This is a genomic window from Actinomadura rifamycini DSM 43936 (assembly GCF_000425065.1).
GTDB lineage: Bacteria > Actinomycetota > Actinomycetes > Streptosporangiales > Streptosporangiaceae > Spirillospora > Spirillospora rifamycini.
The window spans coordinates 270325-287894 of sequence record NZ_AULB01000003.1 but is presented as its reverse complement, the minus strand read 5'-3'; the positions used below and the strand labels follow the sequence as shown (position 1 = coordinate 287894).

General features: G+C 74.5%; 17 protein-coding genes. 6 read left to right on the top strand and 11 right to left on the bottom strand.

Translation table 11 applies throughout. The features are described from left to right. Positions 1–42: 42 nt before the first annotated feature. On the bottom strand, positions 43–1668 hold the full coding sequence (locus H505_RS0101150; RefSeq protein WP_034516116.1) for an acyl-CoA dehydrogenase family protein: 1626 nt from the start codon (positions 1666–1668) through the stop codon (positions 43–45). 158 nt (positions 1669–1826) lie between these two features. Between H505_RS0101150 and H505_RS0101145 the strand changes: the two genes are divergently transcribed. Continuing rightward, complete coding sequence (locus H505_RS0101145; protein ID WP_084549697.1) at positions 1827–2513, top strand: DUF1707 SHOCT-like domain-containing protein; 687 nt, start codon at positions 1827–1829, stop codon at positions 2511–2513. 4 nt (positions 2514–2517) lie between these two features. Here H505_RS0101145 and H505_RS0101140 read toward each other — a convergent pair whose 3' ends face one another. Beyond that, the gene (locus H505_RS0101140) at positions 2518–3348 is read right to left on the bottom strand and encodes a helix-turn-helix transcriptional regulator (protein ID WP_199748096.1); all 831 of its coding nucleotides are present in this window, start codon (positions 3346–3348) and stop codon (positions 2518–2520) included. 102 nt (positions 3349–3450) lie between these two features. Here H505_RS0101140 and H505_RS0101135 point away from each other — a divergent pair, with 102 nt between their 5' ends. Next, entirely contained in the window at positions 3451–4182 is a 732-nt protein-coding gene (locus H505_RS0101135; RefSeq protein ID WP_026400487.1) for an SDR family oxidoreductase, read from the top strand. Positions 4183–4338: 156 nt separating this feature from the next. Here the strand turns inward: H505_RS0101135 and H505_RS0101130 are convergent, their stop codons facing one another. The 3 genes from H505_RS0101130 to H505_RS0101120 are packed head-to-tail and all read right to left on the bottom strand — an operon-like array spanning position 4339 to position 6188. Beyond that, a complete protein-coding gene (locus H505_RS0101130; protein ID WP_026400486.1) occupies positions 4339–4620 on the bottom strand; it encodes a hypothetical protein in 282 nt (93 codons plus the stop codon). Between the two features lie 58 nt (positions 4621–4678). Next, positions 4679–5383 (bottom strand): dipeptidase PepE, encoded by a 705-nt coding sequence (gene pepE, locus H505_RS0101125; RefSeq protein WP_026400485.1) that lies wholly within the window; start codon positions 5381–5383, stop codon positions 4679–4681. Positions 5384–5393: 10 nt separating this feature from the next. Beyond that, positions 5394–6188 carry an IclR family transcriptional regulator gene (locus H505_RS0101120; protein WP_026400484.1) on the bottom strand — a complete coding sequence of 265 codons (795 nt, stop codon included), beginning with the start codon at positions 6186–6188 and terminating at the stop codon, positions 5394–5396. A gap of 95 nt (positions 6189–6283) precedes the next feature. Between H505_RS0101120 and H505_RS0101115 the strand changes: the two genes are divergently transcribed. Continuing rightward, on the top strand, positions 6284–7228 hold the full coding sequence (locus tag H505_RS0101115; protein ID WP_026400483.1) for a DUF1177 domain-containing protein: 945 nt from the start codon (positions 6284–6286) through the stop codon (positions 7226–7228). A gap of 34 nt (positions 7229–7262) precedes the next feature. Here the strand turns inward: H505_RS0101115 and H505_RS0101110 are convergent, their stop codons facing one another. The 3 genes from H505_RS0101110 to H505_RS0101095 all read right to left on the bottom strand — a co-directional run bounded on the left by H505_RS0101110 (position 7263) and on the right by H505_RS0101095 (position 10606). After that, on the bottom strand, positions 7263–8018 hold the full coding sequence (locus H505_RS0101110; protein ID WP_034516114.1) for a sirohydrochlorin chelatase: 756 nt from the start codon (positions 8016–8018) through the stop codon (positions 7263–7265). A 20-nt stretch (positions 8019–8038) separates the two neighbouring features. Beyond that, a complete protein-coding gene (locus tag H505_RS0101105; protein WP_026400481.1) occupies positions 8039–8749 on the bottom strand; it encodes a phosphoadenylyl-sulfate reductase in 711 nt (236 codons plus the stop codon). A gap of 189 nt (positions 8750–8938) precedes the next feature. After that, positions 8939–10606 carry a nitrite/sulfite reductase gene (locus tag H505_RS0101095; protein ID WP_211238371.1) on the bottom strand — a complete coding sequence of 556 codons (1668 nt, stop codon included), beginning with the start codon at positions 10604–10606 and terminating at the stop codon, positions 8939–8941. 802 nt (positions 10607–11408) lie between these two features. On the opposite strand from H505_RS0101095, the gene H505_RS39210 reads away from it, so the two are divergent. From H505_RS39210 to H505_RS39205, 3 genes are all read left to right on the top strand, one after another. Next, the gene (locus H505_RS39210; RefSeq protein WP_051299998.1) at positions 11409–12467 is read left to right on the top strand and encodes a YihY/virulence factor BrkB family protein; all 1059 of its coding nucleotides are present in this window, start codon (positions 11409–11411) and stop codon (positions 12465–12467) included. A 39-nt stretch (positions 12468–12506) separates the two neighbouring features. Continuing rightward, positions 12507–13490, top strand: coding sequence for a phosphotriesterase family protein (locus H505_RS0101085; protein ID WP_026400478.1), 984 nt, complete (start codon positions 12507–12509; stop codon positions 13488–13490). Positions 13491–13557: 67 nt separating this feature from the next. Next, positions 13558–14283: a phosphoribosyltransferase gene (locus H505_RS39205; RefSeq protein WP_051299997.1), complete on the top strand. Its 726-nt coding sequence runs from the start codon at positions 13558–13560 to the stop codon at positions 14281–14283. A 249-nt stretch (positions 14284–14532) separates the two neighbouring features. Here H505_RS39205 and H505_RS48650 read toward each other — a convergent pair whose 3' ends face one another. The 3 genes from H505_RS48650 to H505_RS0101065 form a co-directional block, all read right to left on the bottom strand. Next, positions 14533–14829, bottom strand: coding sequence for a WhiB family transcriptional regulator (locus tag H505_RS48650; RefSeq protein WP_021600082.1), 297 nt, complete (start codon positions 14827–14829; stop codon positions 14533–14535). 190 nt (positions 14830–15019) lie between these two features. Then, positions 15020–15925: a sucrase ferredoxin gene (locus tag H505_RS0101070; protein WP_026400477.1), complete on the bottom strand. Its 906-nt coding sequence runs from the start codon at positions 15923–15925 to the stop codon at positions 15020–15022. Positions 15926–16028: 103 nt separating this feature from the next. After that, a complete protein-coding gene (locus H505_RS0101065; RefSeq protein ID WP_026400476.1) occupies positions 16029–17570 on the bottom strand; it encodes a glycerol-3-phosphate dehydrogenase/oxidase in 1542 nt (513 codons plus the stop codon).

Here is a 17570-nt window from a genome sequence, read left to right as displayed (position 1 = left end):
CCGGTCTGACACGTTGGGCCGCCTTCGCCGAACTCAGCGGGGTCAGGCGATCTTCGGGACGGTGCGGTCGATGACGGGGTCGAGGTCGAGGCCCGGGGGGAGGGTGCCGAAGGCGGTGCCCCGGTCGCCGGCGAGGCGGGACGCGCAGAAGGCGTCGGCCACGGCCGGGTGGCCGTGCCTGACCAGCAGGGACGCCTGGAACACGAGGGCCAGGCGCTCGGCGACGCGGCGGGCGCGGAATTCGAGCGTCGCGGCGTCGGCGAAGGCGTCCTTCGTCTCCTTGACGGCGGCGTCGAGGCGGCGGTCGGCGCCGGCGGCGAGGCCGACCTCGTCGAAGAACGCGTCCAGCGTGTGCGGCTCGCGAAGAATGGCGCGGAGGAGATCGAGCGCCGCGACGTTGCCGGAGCCCTCCCAGATGCCGTTGAGGGGAGATTCGCGGAAAAGGCGCGGCATTCCGGATTCTTCGACGTAGCCGTTGCCGCCCAGGCACTCCAGGGCCTCGGCGGCGTGGGCGGGCCAGCGCTTGCACACCCAGTACTTGCCGACCGCGAGGCCGAGCCGCTTGACCGCCGCCTCGCCCTCGTCGCCGCGCACCGACCGGTCGGTCGCCCCGGCGAGCCGCAGCATCAGGGTCGTGGCGGCCTCGGACTCGATCGCGAGGTCGGCCAGGACGTTGCGCATCAGCGGCTGGTCGATCAGGGGGCGGCCGAACGCGGCGCGGTGCGCGGCGTGGTGCGCGGCCGTCGTCGCCCCGTGCCGCATCCCGGCCGCCGCGCCGATCACGCAGTCCAGCCGGGTCATGTTCACCATCTCGATGATGGTGCGGACGCCGCGCCCCTCGTCCCCGACGCGCCACGCGACGGCGTCGTCGTACTCGATCTCCGAGGAGGCGTTGGACCGGTTGCCGAGCTTGTCCTTGAGCCGCATCAGCCGCAGCGGGTTCCGCGTGCCGTCCGGCAGGACGCGCGGCACGAGGAAGCACGTGAGGCCGCCCGGGGCCTGCGCCAGCGTGAGGAACACGTCGCACATCGGCGCGCTCGTGAACCACTTGTGCCCGACGAGGCGGTACGTGCCGTCGGGCCGCGGCGTCGCGCGGGTGGTGTTGGCGCGGACGTCCGAACCGCCCTGCTTCTCGGTCATCGACATGCCCGCGAGCAGCGCGCGCTTGGTCTGCGGGGCGCGCAGCCCGTAGTCGTACTCCGTCGCGGCGAGCAGCGGCTCGTACCGCGCGGCCAGCTCCGGTTCCCGGCGCAGCGCCGGGACGGACGCGTACGTCATCGAGATCGGGCAGCCGTGGCCCGCGTCGACCCGCCACACGTAGAACTTCGCGGCCCGCGCGACGTGGGCGCCCGCGCGCCCGTCCGTCCAGGCGGCGCCGTGCAGGCCGTGCGTGACGGCCACGGTCATCAGCTCGTGCCAGGCCGGGTGGAACTCGACCTCGTCGATGCGGTGCCCGTACCGGTCGTGGGTGCGCAGGACGGGCGGGTGCTCGTTCGCGAGCCGGCCCTGCTCCTGCGCGTGCTCGGTGCCCGCCAGCCGGCCCAGCTCGCGCACCTCGTCGACCGCCCAGCCGGCGCCCTCGCGCGCCAAGCCGTCCAGCAGCGCCGCCTCGTCGGCGACGTCGTGCCCCGCGAGCGGCGGGACCTGGTTGAACACCTCGTGGGTCACGGCACTGCTCCCTCCCTGCGAGGCCACCCTACCGAACGGTGTTCGGCGGTTGATGATCATGTCAGGAGGGCCCCGCGCGGGGCATCCTCCTCAAGTGGTGGGGCATCTCGTCCGCGCGGCGGATTGTACGGAGGCCGCTGGGGCATACCTTCGGAACCATGAGTCAGTCCACCCCGCAGCCGGGATCGCCGCCCCCCGGCGGCCCGGAGGATCCGGTGCCCGCCCCGCGCCCCGACCGTCCCGCGGCCCCCGGCGTCCGCGCGTCCGACGCCGAGCGGGAGGCGGTGGTCGAGCGGTTGCGGGTCGCGTCCGTCGAGGGCCGGCTCACGTTCGAGGAGCTCACCGAGCGGACCGAGGCCGCGTACGCGGCGGTGTCCCGCGACGACCTGGAGCGGATCACCGCCGACCTGCCGGGCATGGGCGCCCCCGGCGCCGAGCCCGCCCCGCCCCAGGTGAAGCGCCGGTTCAGCGCGATCATGGGGGACTGCCGGGAGCGCATCGTCGGCCGCATCGACGAGCCGCTGGAGGCCGTGTCGGTGATGGGCGACGTCGAGCTCGACCTGCGCGGCGCCCAGGTGCCCACCGGGGAGGTCCGCGTGCAGGCGACCGCCGTCATGGGCGACGTGAAGATCATCGTGCCGGACGGGGTCGCCGTCGAGCTGGACGGCTACGCGTTCCTCGGCGACCGCCGGGTCGCCGTCCGCGAGTCCGGCGGCGGCGCCCGCGTCCCGGTCGTCCGCGTCACCGCCCGCGCCGTCATGGGCGACGTCAAGATCGTCGACGACGAGCACCACGCCCCCGTCCGCCGCGCCATCGCCGCCTGGTGGCGCGACCGCAACTCCTGACGGCTCAGCCGCCCCGGCGGGACGTCGCGGCGAGCGAACCGAGAAGGGCGAGGGCCTCGGCGCTCGCCGACCCCGGCTCCGCGTGGTACACCACCAGCTCCTGCCCCGGGGCCGACCGGACGTCGAACGTCTGCATCGTCAGCGTCACCGGGCCGACGTCGCGGTGCACGAAGCGCTTGGCCTCCAGCGCCTTCCCCCGCGCGTCGTGCCGCGCCCACAGCTCCGCGAACTCCGGGCTCGCGTCGAGCAGACCGGCCAGCACGCGCCGCACCCGCGGATCGTCCGGGGCCCGGCCGTGCCCGAGCCGGAAACCGGCCACCGAGTTCCGCGCCACGTCGCGCCAGTCCCGGTAGAACTCCCGCGCCGCCGGGTCGGTGAACACGACGTGCATGAGGTTGCGCGAGTGCGCCCAGTCGTGGAACAGCGCGTCCGCGATCGCGTTGGAGGCCAGCACGTCGTAGGCCCGGTTGTAGACGATCGCGGGATTGCTCGGCCACGCGCTCATCAGCTGCAGCAGGCCCGGGTCGACGCGGGCCGGGACGGCGGCGCCCCGGTCGCGCGGGCCGAGCCCGGCCAGCCGGAACAGGTGCAGCCGGCCGTCCCCGTCCAGCCGCAGCGCGTCCGCGAGGGCGTCGGCGACCTGCGGGGACGGGGTCCGCTCGCGGCCCTGCTCCAGCCGGACGTAGTAGTCGGCGCTGACCCCGGCCAGCATCGCGACCTCTTCGCGGCGCAGCCCCGGCACCCGCCGGTGCCCGGTGCTCGGCAGGCCGACGTCGCCCGGTGCGATCCGCGCGCGCCGGGCCGTGAGGTAGGCGCCGAGTTCGGTGCGTGACATGCCGCCCAGCCTAGGCGGCGTCCCGCCGGGCTTCCTGGGGGCGCCGCACCCAGGAAGAGCCCGCACTGCCGCCGGACGCCCGGCGCGGGCAGGGTCGGGGCCATGCAGAACGACACCAAGACCATTCTCGTGACCGGGGCCAGCAGCGGGATCGGCGCGGCCGTCGCCGCCCGCCTCGCCCGTGACGGGCACCGCGTCGTCGCGGGCGCCCGGCGCACCGACCGGCTGGACGACCTCGCCGGGCGCGCCGCGGCGGAACCCGGGAGCCTGCACCCGGTGCGCCTGGACGTGACCGACCGCGCCGACGTCGAGGCGTTCGTCCGGACGGCCTGCGACCGCTTCGGCCGCGTCGACGCCATGGTCGCGAACGCCGGGGTCATGCCGCTGTCGCGCCTGGACGCGCTGCTCGTCGACGAGTGGGACCGGATGATCGACGTGAACGTCCGCGGGCTGCTGCACTCGATCGCCGCCGTCCTGCCCCGCTTCACCGCGCAGGACTCCGGCCACTTCGTCACGATCGCGAGCGTCGGCGCCCACGAGGTGACCCCCACCGCCGCCGTCTACTGCGGCACCAAGCACGCCGCCCGGGCCGTCACCGAGGGCCTCCGCCTGGAGTCCGCCCCCTCGATCCGCGTGACCACCGTGTCCCCGGGCGTCGTCACCTCCGAACTCGCCGACTCCATCACCGACCCGGGCGCCGCCGCGGCGATGCGCGCCTACCGGGCGAACGCGATCGCCCCGGACGCGATCGCCGCCGCCGTCTCCTACGCCCTCGCGCAGCCCGCCGACGTCGACGTCAACGAGATCGTCGTCCGCCCGTCCGCGCAGCGCTGACCCGTCCGGCGCCGTCCGGAACCGGGATGGCGCGCGGGAGACGGTGCACCGGGGGAGTGCCGGCGGTCGGCGCACCGGGTCGGAGCGCCAGGGTGGCCGCGCCTCTCCGGTGACACCGTTCGCGGGTGCGCCCGTCCGGGCGGCCGCCGGGCGGGGTCAGCGGCTGTCGTCGTGGCGTTCGGCCTCGGTGACGCCGCGCTCGTCCGGCGGGAGGGTGTCGGGGTGCTCGCGGGTCACGCCGGGCGTGCCGGTGCCGCTGATCTCGGTGCCGCCGCCGTTCGTCTCGGCTTCCTCGCCGTCCGGGACGGAGTGCGGGACGGGCGTGCCCGGGCGCGTCCGGCCCCGCGCGTCCGACCCCTGGTTCACGGGCGCGAACGCGCGGTCGTGCGTCTCGTTGGGCTCGTGTCCCGATTCTTCGGAGAATTCGCGTTCGTCCATAATGCGCGCATACCCGACGTCCCGCCCGTCGAACGCGCCCGGACGGGACGGGCGCCGGTCAGGAGTCGAAGGCGGCGGGAGCGGTCAGGAGGAACGAGACGTCCGCGCCCGCGGGCAGCTCGCGCGGGGCCTCGGCGCGGCGGAACAGGCGGGCGTCGAGGGGGCCGCCGAGCGTCGCCGCGCCGTCCGACACGCGCAGCCAGGTGCCCTCGCGCAGGCCGAGGACCGGCACGTCGTTGCACTCGAGGAACTCCGCGAGCCGCTGCTCGCGCGTCTCGCCCATGTGCGTGTCGCCGGGGCGCGGGTCGATGTAGTGCGGGTTGATCTGGAACGGGACGAACCCGAGGGTCTCGAAGCTCGGGGGCTGCACGATCGGCATGTCGTTCGTGGTCCGCAGGGTGGGGCACGCCATGTTCGTCCCGGCGCTCGCGCCCATGTACCGGAGGCCGCCGCGGACGGCGTCGCGCAGCTCGTCCCGCAGGCCGGTCCGGTAGAGGTCGCGGAGCAGGCGGAAGGAGTTGCCGCCGCCGACGAACACCGCGTCCGCGCCGTCGAGACCGGAGTCGTGCGCGCCCCGGACGGTGATCCCGCGGGGTTCGAGGGCCGCCCGGACGACGCCGGTGTAGGCGTCGTGGTCGGCGAGGGCGTACGGGACGAACGCGAGCGTGGCGCCCGCCCCGACGAACGCGGTCACCGTGTCGAGCGCGTGCTCGAGGTAGGCGCGTCCGTGGTTCGTCGAGTTCGACAGCAGCAGCAGTTCCACAGTGCTCCTTTCAGTGGCGGCGGGCGCCGGTCAGCAGCCGCTCCACCTGCTCGGCGGCGCGGCGGAGGCGGGGGAGGCGGTCCACCGGGGCCGCGAAGCGGTCCTCGTGGCCGCCGAGGCTGAGGCTCCCGTACGGCTCCCCGTGCAGGCGGACGGGCACGGCGAGGGTCGCGACGTGGGCGTCGTACTCGCCGATCGTGAACGCGTACCCGAGTTCGCGGACGCGGTGGAAGCGGCGTTCGAGCGCGTCCGGGTCGGTGAGGGTGCGGTCGGTGAAGCGGGCCATCGGACGGTCGCGGAACAGGCGGCGCCGCCGGTCCTCGGGGACGAACGCGAAGTACGCCTGGGCGGTCGCGCCCGCGTGCGCCGGGTACAGCTCGCCGACCAGCGGGTAGTAGCGGAGCGGCCCCTCCTCCCCGTCGACCGCCGCGACGCACCGGATGTGGAAGCCGTCCGGGAGCGACAGCAGCGCGGTGTCGCCGGTCAGCGCCGACAGGTCCGCGAGGACCGGCGTGACCAGCATGCGCAGCGAGCCCGAACGCTCCCACGTCCGGCCGAGGTGCAGGGCGGCGGGGCCGATGCGGTAGCGGCGGGTGTCGGGGTCGGCGACGAGGAAGCCGCGGTGCGCGAGCGTCGCGAGCACCCGCTGGGCGACGGACTTGTCCCACCCGAACTCCTCGGCGACCTCTGTGACGCCCCAGTCGGTGCGGTGCCGGTCGAAGCCGAGGAGGACGAGCAGCGCGCGGTCGGCCGTCTGCAGGAGGCCGCGCGGGGTGTCGCGGTCGGCGGCGAAGCCCGTGCCCATGCCTGCTCCCCGTTGCGAATAGCGGGACAAAGTTGCTTTATACGATAACAGGGCTGCAACCTGGGGAAACACGCCCTCGCCAGCAAGGAAGGCCCATGCTCAAGCACGTCCTCGCCGTGATCGACCGCCTCGACGACCCGGCCGCGTCCGGCCGCTCCCTCGCCCGGCTGCTCGACGGCGCCGCGGGGCCCGCGGGCTCCGGCGCGGAGGTCGTCACCGTCACCGGCGACAAGGGCACCACCGACTTCGTGCGCGTCCGCGTCCCGGGCCGGCGGGGCCGCGCCGCGGGCGGGGACGCCCCCACGCTCGGCATCGTCGGACGGCTCGGCGGCGTCGGGGCCCGCCCCGAGGTCCTCGGGTTCACCTCCGACGGGGACGGCGCGGCCGCGGCGCTCGCGGCGGCGGCGAAGCTGCTGGAGATGCGCTCCCGGGGCGACGTCCTGGACGGCGACGTCGTCATCGCCACGCACGTCTGCCCGGACGCCCCCACGCAGCCGCACGACCCGGTCCCGTTCATGGACTCGCCGGTCGACATCGCCGTCATGAACGAGCACGAGGTCACGTCCGACATGGACGCCGTCCTGTCGATCGACACCACCAAGGGCAACACGATCATCAACCACCGGGGGCTGGCGCTGTCGCCCACCGTCAAGCAGGGCTACATCCTGCGGGTCAGCGACGGCCTGGCGAACCTGCTGGCGGTCGTCACCGGCGAGCCGGTCGTGACGTACCCGGTCACCACCCAGGACATCACCCCGTACGGCAACGGGGTCTACCACCTGAACTCGATCCTGCAGCCCGCGACCACGACGGACGCGCCCGTCGTGGGCCTCGCCGTCACCGCCGCGTCCGCCGTGCCCGGCTGCGCGACCGGCGCCAGCCACGAGACCGACATCGCCGCGGCGGCGCGGTTCGCGGTGGAGACGGCGAAGGCGTTCGGCGCGGGCGCGGTGACCTTCCACGACGAGGACGAGTACGCGGCGCTCGTCGCCCGGTACGGCTCCCTCGCCCACCTGCAGACCCTCGGCCGGGCCGGATAGCGGAGCCGGATAACGGGGGCGGCGGAGCCGCCGGCTAGACGGCGGTGGCCTCGCGCGCCGCCAGCAGCGCCTCGTCGTACCGCCGCACGACCAGCTCGGCGACCTCGGGCGCCGCGCCCAGCGGCGGGGAGACCGCGTCGGCGCCCGCGGACAGGGCCGCGTCCTCGACCTTGTCGGTGAAGTACCCCGGCGCCAGGAAGTAGGACGCGACGACGACGCGCGGGGCGCCCGCCTCGTGCAGCGCCGCCACCGCCTCGCCGGGCTTCGGGCCCGCGGCCGACGCGTACGCCGCGGCGGCGTCCCACCAGCCGCGGGCCCGCCAGCGGTCGGCGAGCGCGGCGACGGTCGCGTTCGCGGACGCGTCGCTGGAACCGGCCGACACCACGACGACGGCCGTGTCGGGGGAGCCGGGCCGCACGCCCGCCTCGGCGAGCCGCCGCTCCAGCGCGGCCGTCAGCAGAGGGTGCGGGCCCAGCGTCCCGGCCGTGTGCAGCCGCAGCCGCGGATGCCGGGACCGCACCCGCGCCAGCACGCCCGGGATGTCGGTCTTGCTGTGGTAGGCGGCGGTGAGGAGCAGCGGCAGCACCACCGCCTCCGTCCCGTCGCCGTCCGCCGCGCCCGCGCCGTCCCGGACGAGCCCCTCCAGCACCCGGTCGGGCGCGGGCGGGCCGTGGTCCAGGAACGACGGCAGCACCGGCACGTCCGGACGGCGGATCCGGACGGCGCGGAGCAGCTCGGCGACGGTCGCGGCGGCACGGGGGTCCCGGCTCCCGTGCGCGACCGCGACCATCGGCGGAGTCGTCGGATACGTCACAGGTGGATGCCGCACTCGGTCTTGCCCAGCCCGGCCCAGCGGCCGCTGCGGGGGTCCTCGCCGGGCGCGACCGGACGGGTGCACGGCGCGCAGCCGATCGAGGGGTAGCCGTCGTAGTGCAGGGGGTTGACCAGCACCCCGTTGTCCTCGATGTAGTTGTCCATGTCCTCCTGGGTCCAGTCCAGGATCGGGTTGACCTTCACCATGCCGCGCTTGCGGTCCCACTCCACGACCTTGCGGTCGCGGCGGCTGGCGGTCTCGTCCCGCCGGATGCCGCTGAACCACGCCATGTACCCCTCCAGGGCGCGGCCGAGCGGCTCCACCTTCCGCAGGTGGCAGCACAGGTCGGGGTTGCGGCCGAACAGCCGCGGGCCGAGCGCCGCCTCCTGCTCCTCGACCGTCCGGGACGGCGTCACGTTGATCACGTTCACCGGGTAGACGGCCTCGACCGCGTCGCGCGTCCCGATCGTCTCGGCGAAGTGGTAGCCGGTGTCGACGAACAGGACGTCGATGCCCGGCTTGACCTTCGACACCAGGTGGATCAGGGCCGCGTCCGACATGGACGAGGTGAGGCAGATGCGGTCGCCGAACGTGGCGGCGGCCCACCGGATGACCTCCAGGGTGGGCGCGCCCTCCAGCGCCGCGGCGGCGGATTCGACGACGTCTTCGAGATCTAGTGCCGGTCTGTCGGTCTCCAGGAGTGTCACCGGGAGTTCTCCTTGGTAGTGCGGGGGGCTCCGGTGGCGCCAGGAACTCCAACGCCGAGGAACTTCAACGTGAAGGAACGGACGCAGTCGGGGCAGAACCACGAGCCCGCGTCCGCGCGGGGCTCGAGGTTCTCCTCACCGCAGTAGGGGCAGTAGAAGGGCGCCATCCGCTCGCTCATGGGGGCGCCCCTACTTGAGGTCCGCGTCGTCGGCGCGCTGCACCCACGCCGCGAACGTCTCGCCGTCGGTGCGCTGCTCGTCGAAGTTGCGGACGACCCGCTCGATGTAGTCGCCGAGCGCGGCCGAGGTGGTCTTCAGCCCGCGGACCTTCTTGCCGAACGTCGCGCCGAGCTGCCCGCCCAAGTGGATCTGGAAGCCCTCGACCTGGTCGCCGTTCTCGTCCACGACGAGCTGGCCCTTGAGGCCGATGTCGGCGACCTGGATGCGGGCGCAGGCGTTCGGGCAGCCGTTCACGTTGATCGACAGGGGCTGGTCGAAGTCGGGCAGCCGCTTCTCCAGGTCGTCGATCAGGTCCATCGCGCGCTGCTTGGTGTCGACGATCGCGAGCTTGCAGTACTCGATGCCGGTGCAGGCCATCGTCTGCCGCCGGAATGTGGACGGGCGCACCTGCAGGTCGTGCTTCGCGAGCTCGTCCGCGAGCGCCTCGGTCCGCTCCTCCGGGACGTCCAGGATGACCATCTTCTGCTCGATGGTGGTGCGGACCCGGCCCGACCCGTACTTCTCCGCGAGGTCGCCGATGACGCCGAGCAGCTCGCCGTTCACCCGCCCGGCGCGCGGCGCGAACCCGACGTAGAAGTTGCCGTCCTGCTGCCGGCGGATGCCGACGTGGTCGCGGTTGGGCAGCGGCGCGGCGGGCTCGGGGCCGTCCGGCAGCGCGTACCCGAGGTACTCCTTCTCCAGCACCTCGCGGAACTTCGCCGCGCCCCAGTCCTTGACGAGGAACTTCAGCCGGGCGCGGTTGCGCAGCCGCCGGTAGCCGTAGTCGCGGAAGATCGAGGTGACGCCGTGCCACACCTCGTGCGCCTGCTCCGGCTTCACGAAGACGCCGAGGCTCTGCGAGAACATCGGGTTCGTCGACAGCCCGCCGCCGACGAACACCTGGTAGCCGGTCTCGCCCTCGTCGTTGCGCACCCCGACGAACGCGATGTCGTTGATCTCGTGGACCGTGCAGTGCGACGTGCAGCCGGACAGCGTCGTCTTGTACTTGCGCGGCAGGTTGGAGAACTCGGGGGAGCCGATGTAGCGGTCGTGGATGTCGCGGAGCTGCGGCGTCGCGTCGATGACCTCGTCCTCGGCGATCCCCGCCAGCGGGCAGCCCATGATCGTGCGCGGGGTGTCGCCGCACGCCTCGATCGTGTGCAGGCCGACCGCCTCGAGCCGCTCCCAGATCGCCGGGACGTCCTCGATCCGCACCCAGTGCAGCTGGACGTTCTGCCGGTCGGTGATGTCGGCGGTGCCCCGCGCGTACGTCGTGGAGATGTCGGCGATCGTCCGGAGCTGCGGGCCGCTGAGCTGGCCGCCGTCGATCCGGACGCGCATCATGAAGTACTTGTCCTCGAGCTCCTCGTCCTCGAGGGCCCCGGTCCTACCGCCGTCGATGCCCGGCTTGCGCTGGGTGTAGAGGCCCATCCAGCGGAACCGCCCCCGCAGGTCGGCGGGGTCGATCGAGTCGAAGCCGGTCTTCGAGTAGATGTCGATGATCCGCTGACGGACGTTGAGCCCGTCGTCGTTCTTCTTGTTCTCTTCGTTCTTGTTGAGCGGTTCCCGGTAGCCGAGGGCCCACTGGCCCTCGCCCTTCTTGCGCTTGATCGCGGGTGGCACGGCGCGCGTCCTCATCTGTGGTCGTGAGGGACGCGTAGCGCACCGGCAGTCTCGTTCGGCCGGCTCGACGCTGAGCAGGAGAGGTCAAAGGTGATGCCGATGCACCACGCGCCCGGCTGGAGCGGAACGGGGGCGTGGTCGGGGCGTCACCGACAGATCGCGCTGCGGACGCGGAGGAAGTCGACGTGCCGGCGCTTGGCCAGCAACGGGTCCGCAGCAGTCATACCCGAACTCTGACATGCCGTCTCACGGCCTGTCCAGTTACGTCCGGGATGCGGACGCGTGAGAAGAGTCATCGTTTCACCCCTGCCGCCGCCAGTTCACGGCCGGCTCGCTCTTCCCGGCGTCCTCGCCGGCTTCCGGGCTCGGTCCGCCCCGCGCGTCGTCGCGCGTGCCGGACGTCGTCGTCGCACGCGTCGCGGGGCCGTCCCGGTGCTGGCAGTCGCACCACGTGCCGCCACGGCATTCCTCGTGGCGGCGCTCACGGCACGACTCGCATATCACGCTTCCCATTGTTCCCGATGACGGCCGATGCTCACCCCCCGTTCCCGGTGTGCCTCGCGCCACCCTCCCGCCGGACCCGCCGGACGGCCGGACGGGCCGGGCGGCTCGCCCGGCCGGGCGGCGGTCCGGGACGGCGGCCGGCGGCGCTGCGATGATCTTGGGCGGGGCGGCGCCCGGGTGCGTCAGAGTGGGGGGCCGGGGAACGGGACGGGACGAGCGGCCGAACGGGGGGTGTCGTGCGACGCGCGCAGCGCAGCCGCGGAACGGGCGGTCCCGGACGTCACGGACGGCGGGCGCCCTACGGTGAGGCGGTGTGACGACCGTCTCCGATGCCGAGGACGCCCCGCCGAGCGGGGGCGCGGAACCGAGCGAAGGCCCCGGGCCGGGGCGGCGGGCCGGGCTGCTCCGGCGCGTGCGGCGCGGGGCGGCGGCCGCCCCCCGGGTGGCGTGGCTGCTGGTCAAGGGGACGACCGCCGCCGCGTTCCGGCACCGGGTCACCGGGCTCGCGGCCGAGGCGGCGTTCTTCGCGCTGCTGTCGCTGCCGCCGCTGGTCATCGGGCTGATCGGCACGATGGGGCACCTGCGCGGCGCGCTCGGGCCCGGCACCGTCACCGAGATCCGCTCCTGGGCGATCGAGCAGGCCCGCACGGTGCTGACCGGGCCGTCGGTGGACTCGGTGGTCGTCCCGCTGCTCGACGACGTGATCCGGGGCGGCAACGCCAACATCGTGTCGATCGGGTACCTGATCTCGCTGTGGGCGGGGTCGCGGGCGACGAACGTGTACGTCGACACGATCACGATCGCGTACGGGCTGTCGGGCATCCGCGGGATGATCCGGACGCGGCTGCGCGCGTTCTTCCTGTACCTCGTCGGGCTGCTGGTGATGATCGTCGTCATCCCGCTGCTGGTGCTGGGGCCGACGCTGGTGCTGCACGCGCTGCCGGAGAGCGCCGAGTTCGTCCGGATCCTGTACTGGCCGGTCGTCGTGACGCTGTCGATCGTGTTCCTCGCGCTGCTCTACCACATGAGCGTCCCCGTGCGGACGGCCTGGTACCGGGAGGTGCCGGGCGCGGTGCTGGCGCTGCTGATCTGGATCGCGGGCAGCTTCTCGCTGCGGCTGTACCTGGCGGGGTCGCTGCGCGGGGTGTCGGTGTACGGGTCGCTCGCGGCGGCGATCGCCGTGCTCGCCTGGCTCTACGTGGCGGCGTTCGCGGTGCTGATCGGCGCGGCGCTGAACGCGGAGATCGACCGGCTGTGGCCCAGCGCGGGGACGGCCCGGGCGCGGGCCGTGCGGGACGCCCGCGGGGACGGCGACGCGGGTGACGGCGCAGGTGAGAGTGACGGGGCGGAGGGTAAAAACTCCTCCGGTTAAACCCATGAAAAGGCTAAACATGTCGTAACCTCGGCGTACATGACCCTTGGTGAGGAGACCCGCCGGATCCGGACCGTGACCGGCACGATCGCGACGTCCGACATCACCGGCCCCGTGCTCTCCCACGAGCATCTGCGGCTCGACCTGCGGTGGCCGGCGCGTCCCGCGCTGGTCGGCTCGGACCCGCGCCGCTGGCTCGACGAGGAGAAGGCCGTCAAGCACGAGCTGGCCGCGCTGCGCGCGGACCGGGGCCTCGGCCTCGTCGTCGACCTGACCTGCTCGGGCATGGGCCGCGACGCCGCGTCGCTGGCCCGCGTCGCGGCCGCCTCCCGGGTCGCGGTGGTCGCCGCGACCGGCGTCTTCACCGAGCCGTTCCACCCCGCGTTCGTCCGCGAGGCGCTGGCCGCCGGGGAGTCCGGCGGCGGCCCCTCCGCGGTGGACCGGCTGGCCGAGCGGCTGCTCGCCGAGATCGGTTTCGGCATGGACGGGACGAACGCGCTCCCCGGCGTCATCGGCGAGATCGGCACCTGGGGCGAGGCGCCCACCGAGGCCGAGGAGCTGTGCCTGCGGGCCGCGGCCCGCGCCGCCCGCTACTCCGGGCTGCCGGTCGCCACCTACGGCCGGGCGGGCCTCGCCCAGCTCGAGATCCTCACCACCGCCGGGCTGGCGCCCGACCGGGTCGCCGTCGGCCAGCAGGACCGGGTGGACGACCCCGGCCAGCACCGCAAGATCGCCGAGGCGGGCGCGTACGTCTCGTTCGGGACGCTGGGCCTGGCGGGGGACGACCACGCCGCCCTCGGCGCCCGCGTCCGCGCCGTCATGGACATGCTCGACGCCGGGCACGCCGACCGGGTGCTGCTGAGCACCGGCGTGTCCCGCATGACGCAGGTCGCCCGCTACGGCGGCGCCGGCTACGGCTACCTGTTCGAGACGTTCCTGCCCGCGCTGCGCGCCGCCGGCGCCGACGACGCGACCCTCGACGGGATCCTGCGCGACAACCCGCTCAGGTGGCTGTCCGCCTGACAGAACCGCGCTGAGCGGGTAGGGCTCCGGGGTGAAGGTGCAAGCGACCCCGGAGGGGGTGTGCGCGATGCCCTGGGACAGGACGAGGAACAGGACGCGCGAGGAGATCCAGCGGGAGGAGACGGTCCGGCTCCCGTACGCGGACCGGACCGAGGCGGGCCGGGTGCTCGCCGAGCGGCTGGCGCCGCTGGGGCTGGAGGGCGCCGCGGTGCTGGCGCTGCCGCGCGGCGGCGTCCCGGTGGGCTACGAGATCGCGCGGCGGCTGGACGCGCCGCTGGACGTCCTGGTGACCCGCAAGATCGGCTACCCGCCGCAGCCGGAGCTGGGCGTGGGCGCGATCGCGGAGGGCGGCTCGCCGGTGTTCGACGCCGGGCTGCTGGCCCGGCTCGGGCTCACCGAGGAGGACCTGGCGGACACGGTGGCCGCCGAGCGGGCGGAACTGGACCGCCGGGTGGCGGCGTACCGGGGCGGGCGGCCGCTGCCGGAGACGTCCGGACGCCCGGTCGTGGTGGTCGACGACGGCCTGGCGACCGGCGGGACGGCCCGCGCGGCCGTGTGGGCGCTGCGGGAGCGGGGCCCGTCGCGGCTGGCGCTGGCGGTGCCGGTGGGGGCCGCGGAGACCGTGCGGCGGCTGGAGGCGGAGGTGGACCTCCTCGTGGTGCCGGCGGCGCCCTGGGACTTCCGCGCCGTCGGGCAGTGGTACCGGGACTTCGGTCAGCTCACCGACCGCGACGTGACCGGCTGGCTGGAACGCGCCGGGCGCTCTACCACGCCCCACAATGGAGCGCGGTGAATTCCGGGAAATTGCTAACGCGGTGCCGTTCGATGCGGTAAAAGGCGACCGCCCGGCAATTCGGGAACGGCGGAACGGTGCAAGGGTGACGCAAACGCCCGTACCCGGTCCATCGGGACCGGGTACGGGCAACGCAAACGGCCCCGCCGGTGCGGGGCCGTGTCGTTTATCTCGGTGGCGTGCCGGGGTGGTTCTGGGAGCGTTGGGGCGGCTGGTCCTGCAGGGGTTCGCCGCCCTGTGCGCGGTCGGCTAGGCGGCGTTGGCGCGACGCATGCGGCGCCGGCGCTCGGACGCGCGCTCGTCCTCGTTGAGGCCGCCCCACGTGCCGTACTTCTCGGGCCGGGACACCGCGTAGTCCAGGCACTCCGTGCGGACCGGGCAGCCCATGCAGATCTGCTTGGCCTTGCGCTCGCGAATCTCGCGCTCGGGCTGGCGCTCGCCGTCGGGACCGAAGAAGAGGACGAGGTCTTCCCCCCGGCACGCCGCGGCGTCCTGCCAGCCCCAGCTGGGACGAGGGAGGTTTGCCTGCCGACGTACCTGAGCCATGGAACACCCACCTTGATTGGTTTCGTACTGAGCAAAGGACATGGACGCTCGACGTGCTTCACATGACGAGAGTCAGAAGCGAAGCGCCGAATGGTCCAACGTCTGGAGTTGCCGCTCTGTTCCCCGTCCGGTTACTCCGGAATCCTGGGGACGTGCGACACGGATGCCCTCTAAAGGGACCTCCGAGAGATTACACGAGGGCCGCCGCGTTGAGAAGGGTGAGGTCCCTAACAATGTAGGTTTCCAGGTTCTCCCCGCAGTCGGGGCCGCACGGGGCCGACTGCTGAACGGCCTCGAAGGCGACCCGGTAACGGCTCCCCTGAACGGTGACCACCGCTTCGTACCGGGTCGTCCCTGTGAGGGATTCCACGTGCACGGCGTCCGCTTCCAGCCGTCCGGTGTGGGCCCGGACGAAGTGCTCCGCGGCCTGCGCGGGCTCGGGGGTCCCGGCGCGTCCGCGCAGCCGCTCCAGGACGATCTCGCCCCGCAGGTACGCGTCCACCGCGGCGACCGCCTCGGTCTCGCCGAGGTCGCCGTAGTAGAAGCCGTGGGGGAGACATACCAGGTTCGCCGCGAATCGGTCACCGCCGACATGGGTGGTTTCCCAGACGAGCGGCCCGAAACGTGACGCCAGCGAGCGCGCGAGCGGCGCGCCCGTGCGCGCGCAGCACGCGTTGCGCTTGCCGTGCGTGCACACCAGCAGGACGGGGTCGGCGACGGGCGCCCCCAGCCCCGGCGAGCGCCCCGCGGCGAGGGCGTCCAGATCGAGGGCGTCCAGCTCCTCCGGGTCGGCGAGCTTGCGCCCCTCCGCCCAGATCCGGCCGCCCTCGGAGAACGCCGCGTACACCTGCATCGGGGGGATCGCGCGGCGGCGGCCGGTCCGGCGGATGAGCTGCGGCCGGACGCCCGCGCGCAGCGCGGCGCGCACGGCCCGCGCGACCGGCGCCGGCCCGGCGATGTCCTCGACGCGCTCCGGCCACGGGCCCGGGTGCTCGATGAGCAGCCAGGAGCGGGCCTTCGCCGTGGCGCTCGCCAGGCACGGCCGCTCGCCGGTGTGACTGCCCGGGCAGTGCCCGCAGCCCTTGCCGCGCGTCAAAGAGAACCCCCCGCCGATCTCAGCCGATTAGGTTAGGTTAACCTAACAGAGCTCCGGGGGGCCAGCGATGGTGGGGAACCCCATACCCGCCGGGGCCGCCCCCTCACCCGGTGGAGGCCCTGGTCAGCGCCTCGGCCGCCGGGAGCGCGGCCGCCCGGTCGGCGGCCACGAGCCCGATGCGGGTCCGGCGGTCCAGGACGTCGCCCGCGTCCAGCGCCCCCTCGTGCCGGACGGCCCACGCCAGCTCGGCGCCCAGCACCGGCAGCCCCGGGACCACGGGCTCCAGCATCGCCGGATCGTCCGCGCCGAGCGCCGCGAGCAGCGGGGCCTCCGCCCCGTACCGGCGGACGAGCCGCTGCGGCGCGTCCAGCCGCGCGAGCCGGTCCGGCGGCGCCGCCCCGACCAGCGGGATCCGCGCGGTGCGGCACGGCCCGGCCGCGAGCCCGCGGGCCGCCGCGGCGGCGTCCACGGCGTCCTGCGCCATCCGCCGGTAGGTGGTCAGCTTGCCGCCGACGACCGTCACCACCCCGTCCCGCGAGGTCAGCACCGCGTGCCGCCGCGACAGGTCGGCCGTCCCCCCGCCCGCGCCCGTGTCCAGCAGGGGGCGCAGCCCGGCGAACGCGCCGACCACGTCCGCCGGCCGCACCGGTACCTCGAGCGCCGCGCCCAGCACGTCCAGCAGGAACCCGATTTCGCCTGGCGACGGCTCGGGCACGTCGGGGATCGGCCCGTCGGCGGGCTCGTCCGTCAGCCCCACGTAGACCCGGCCGTCCTCCTGCGGCAGCACGAGCAGGAACCGGCCGAACTCGCCCGGCACCGGGATCTGCATCCCCGCCCGCCCCGGCAGCGCCTCCGGCCGCACCACCAGGTGCGTCCCGCGCGACGGCCGCAGCCGCACCCCGTCCACGAGGCCGCCCGCCCACACGCCGGCGGCGTTGACCACGGCGCGCGCCCGGACGGTGAACTCCCGCCCGGTCTCCTCGTCGCGGACGAGCGCGCCGTCACCGGCCAGCGCGACCGCGCGGCACCGGGTGAGGATCCGGGCGCCGTGCGCGGCCGCCGTCCGCGCGATGGCCGTGACCAGGCGCGCGTCGTCGGCGAGCCGCCCGTCCCAGGACAGCAGCCCGCCGCGCAGCCCCAGCCGGCGCAGCGCGGGCGCGGCCCGCAGCGTCTCCACCGCCGACAGCCGGCGGGAGCGCGGCAGCGCCGACCGCGGCGTGCCCGCGGCCCTTCGCAGCGCGTCCCCGGCGTGCAGCCCGGCCCGGGACACCAGCGCGTGCGTGCGCGGCACCAGCGGCGTCAGCGGCAGGACGAACGGCTGCGCGGCCACCAGGTGCGGGGCCGTCCGGGTCAGCAGCGTCCCCCGCTCGACCGCGCTCTCGTACGCCACGTCCACCTGCCCGGACGCCAGGTAGCGCAGCCCGCCGTGGATCAGCTTCGAGCTCCACCGCGACGTCCCGAACGCCAGGTCGTGCGCGTCGATCGCGGCGACCGACAGCCCCCGCGACGCCGCGTCCAGCGCGGCCCCGGCCCCCGTGGCGCCGAGCCCGACGACCAGGACGTCCACGACCTCGCCGGGCAGCGCCGCGAGCTCGCGCGCGCGCCGCTGCCGGTTCAGCGACGATCGTCCGGGTGCATTGGTCAT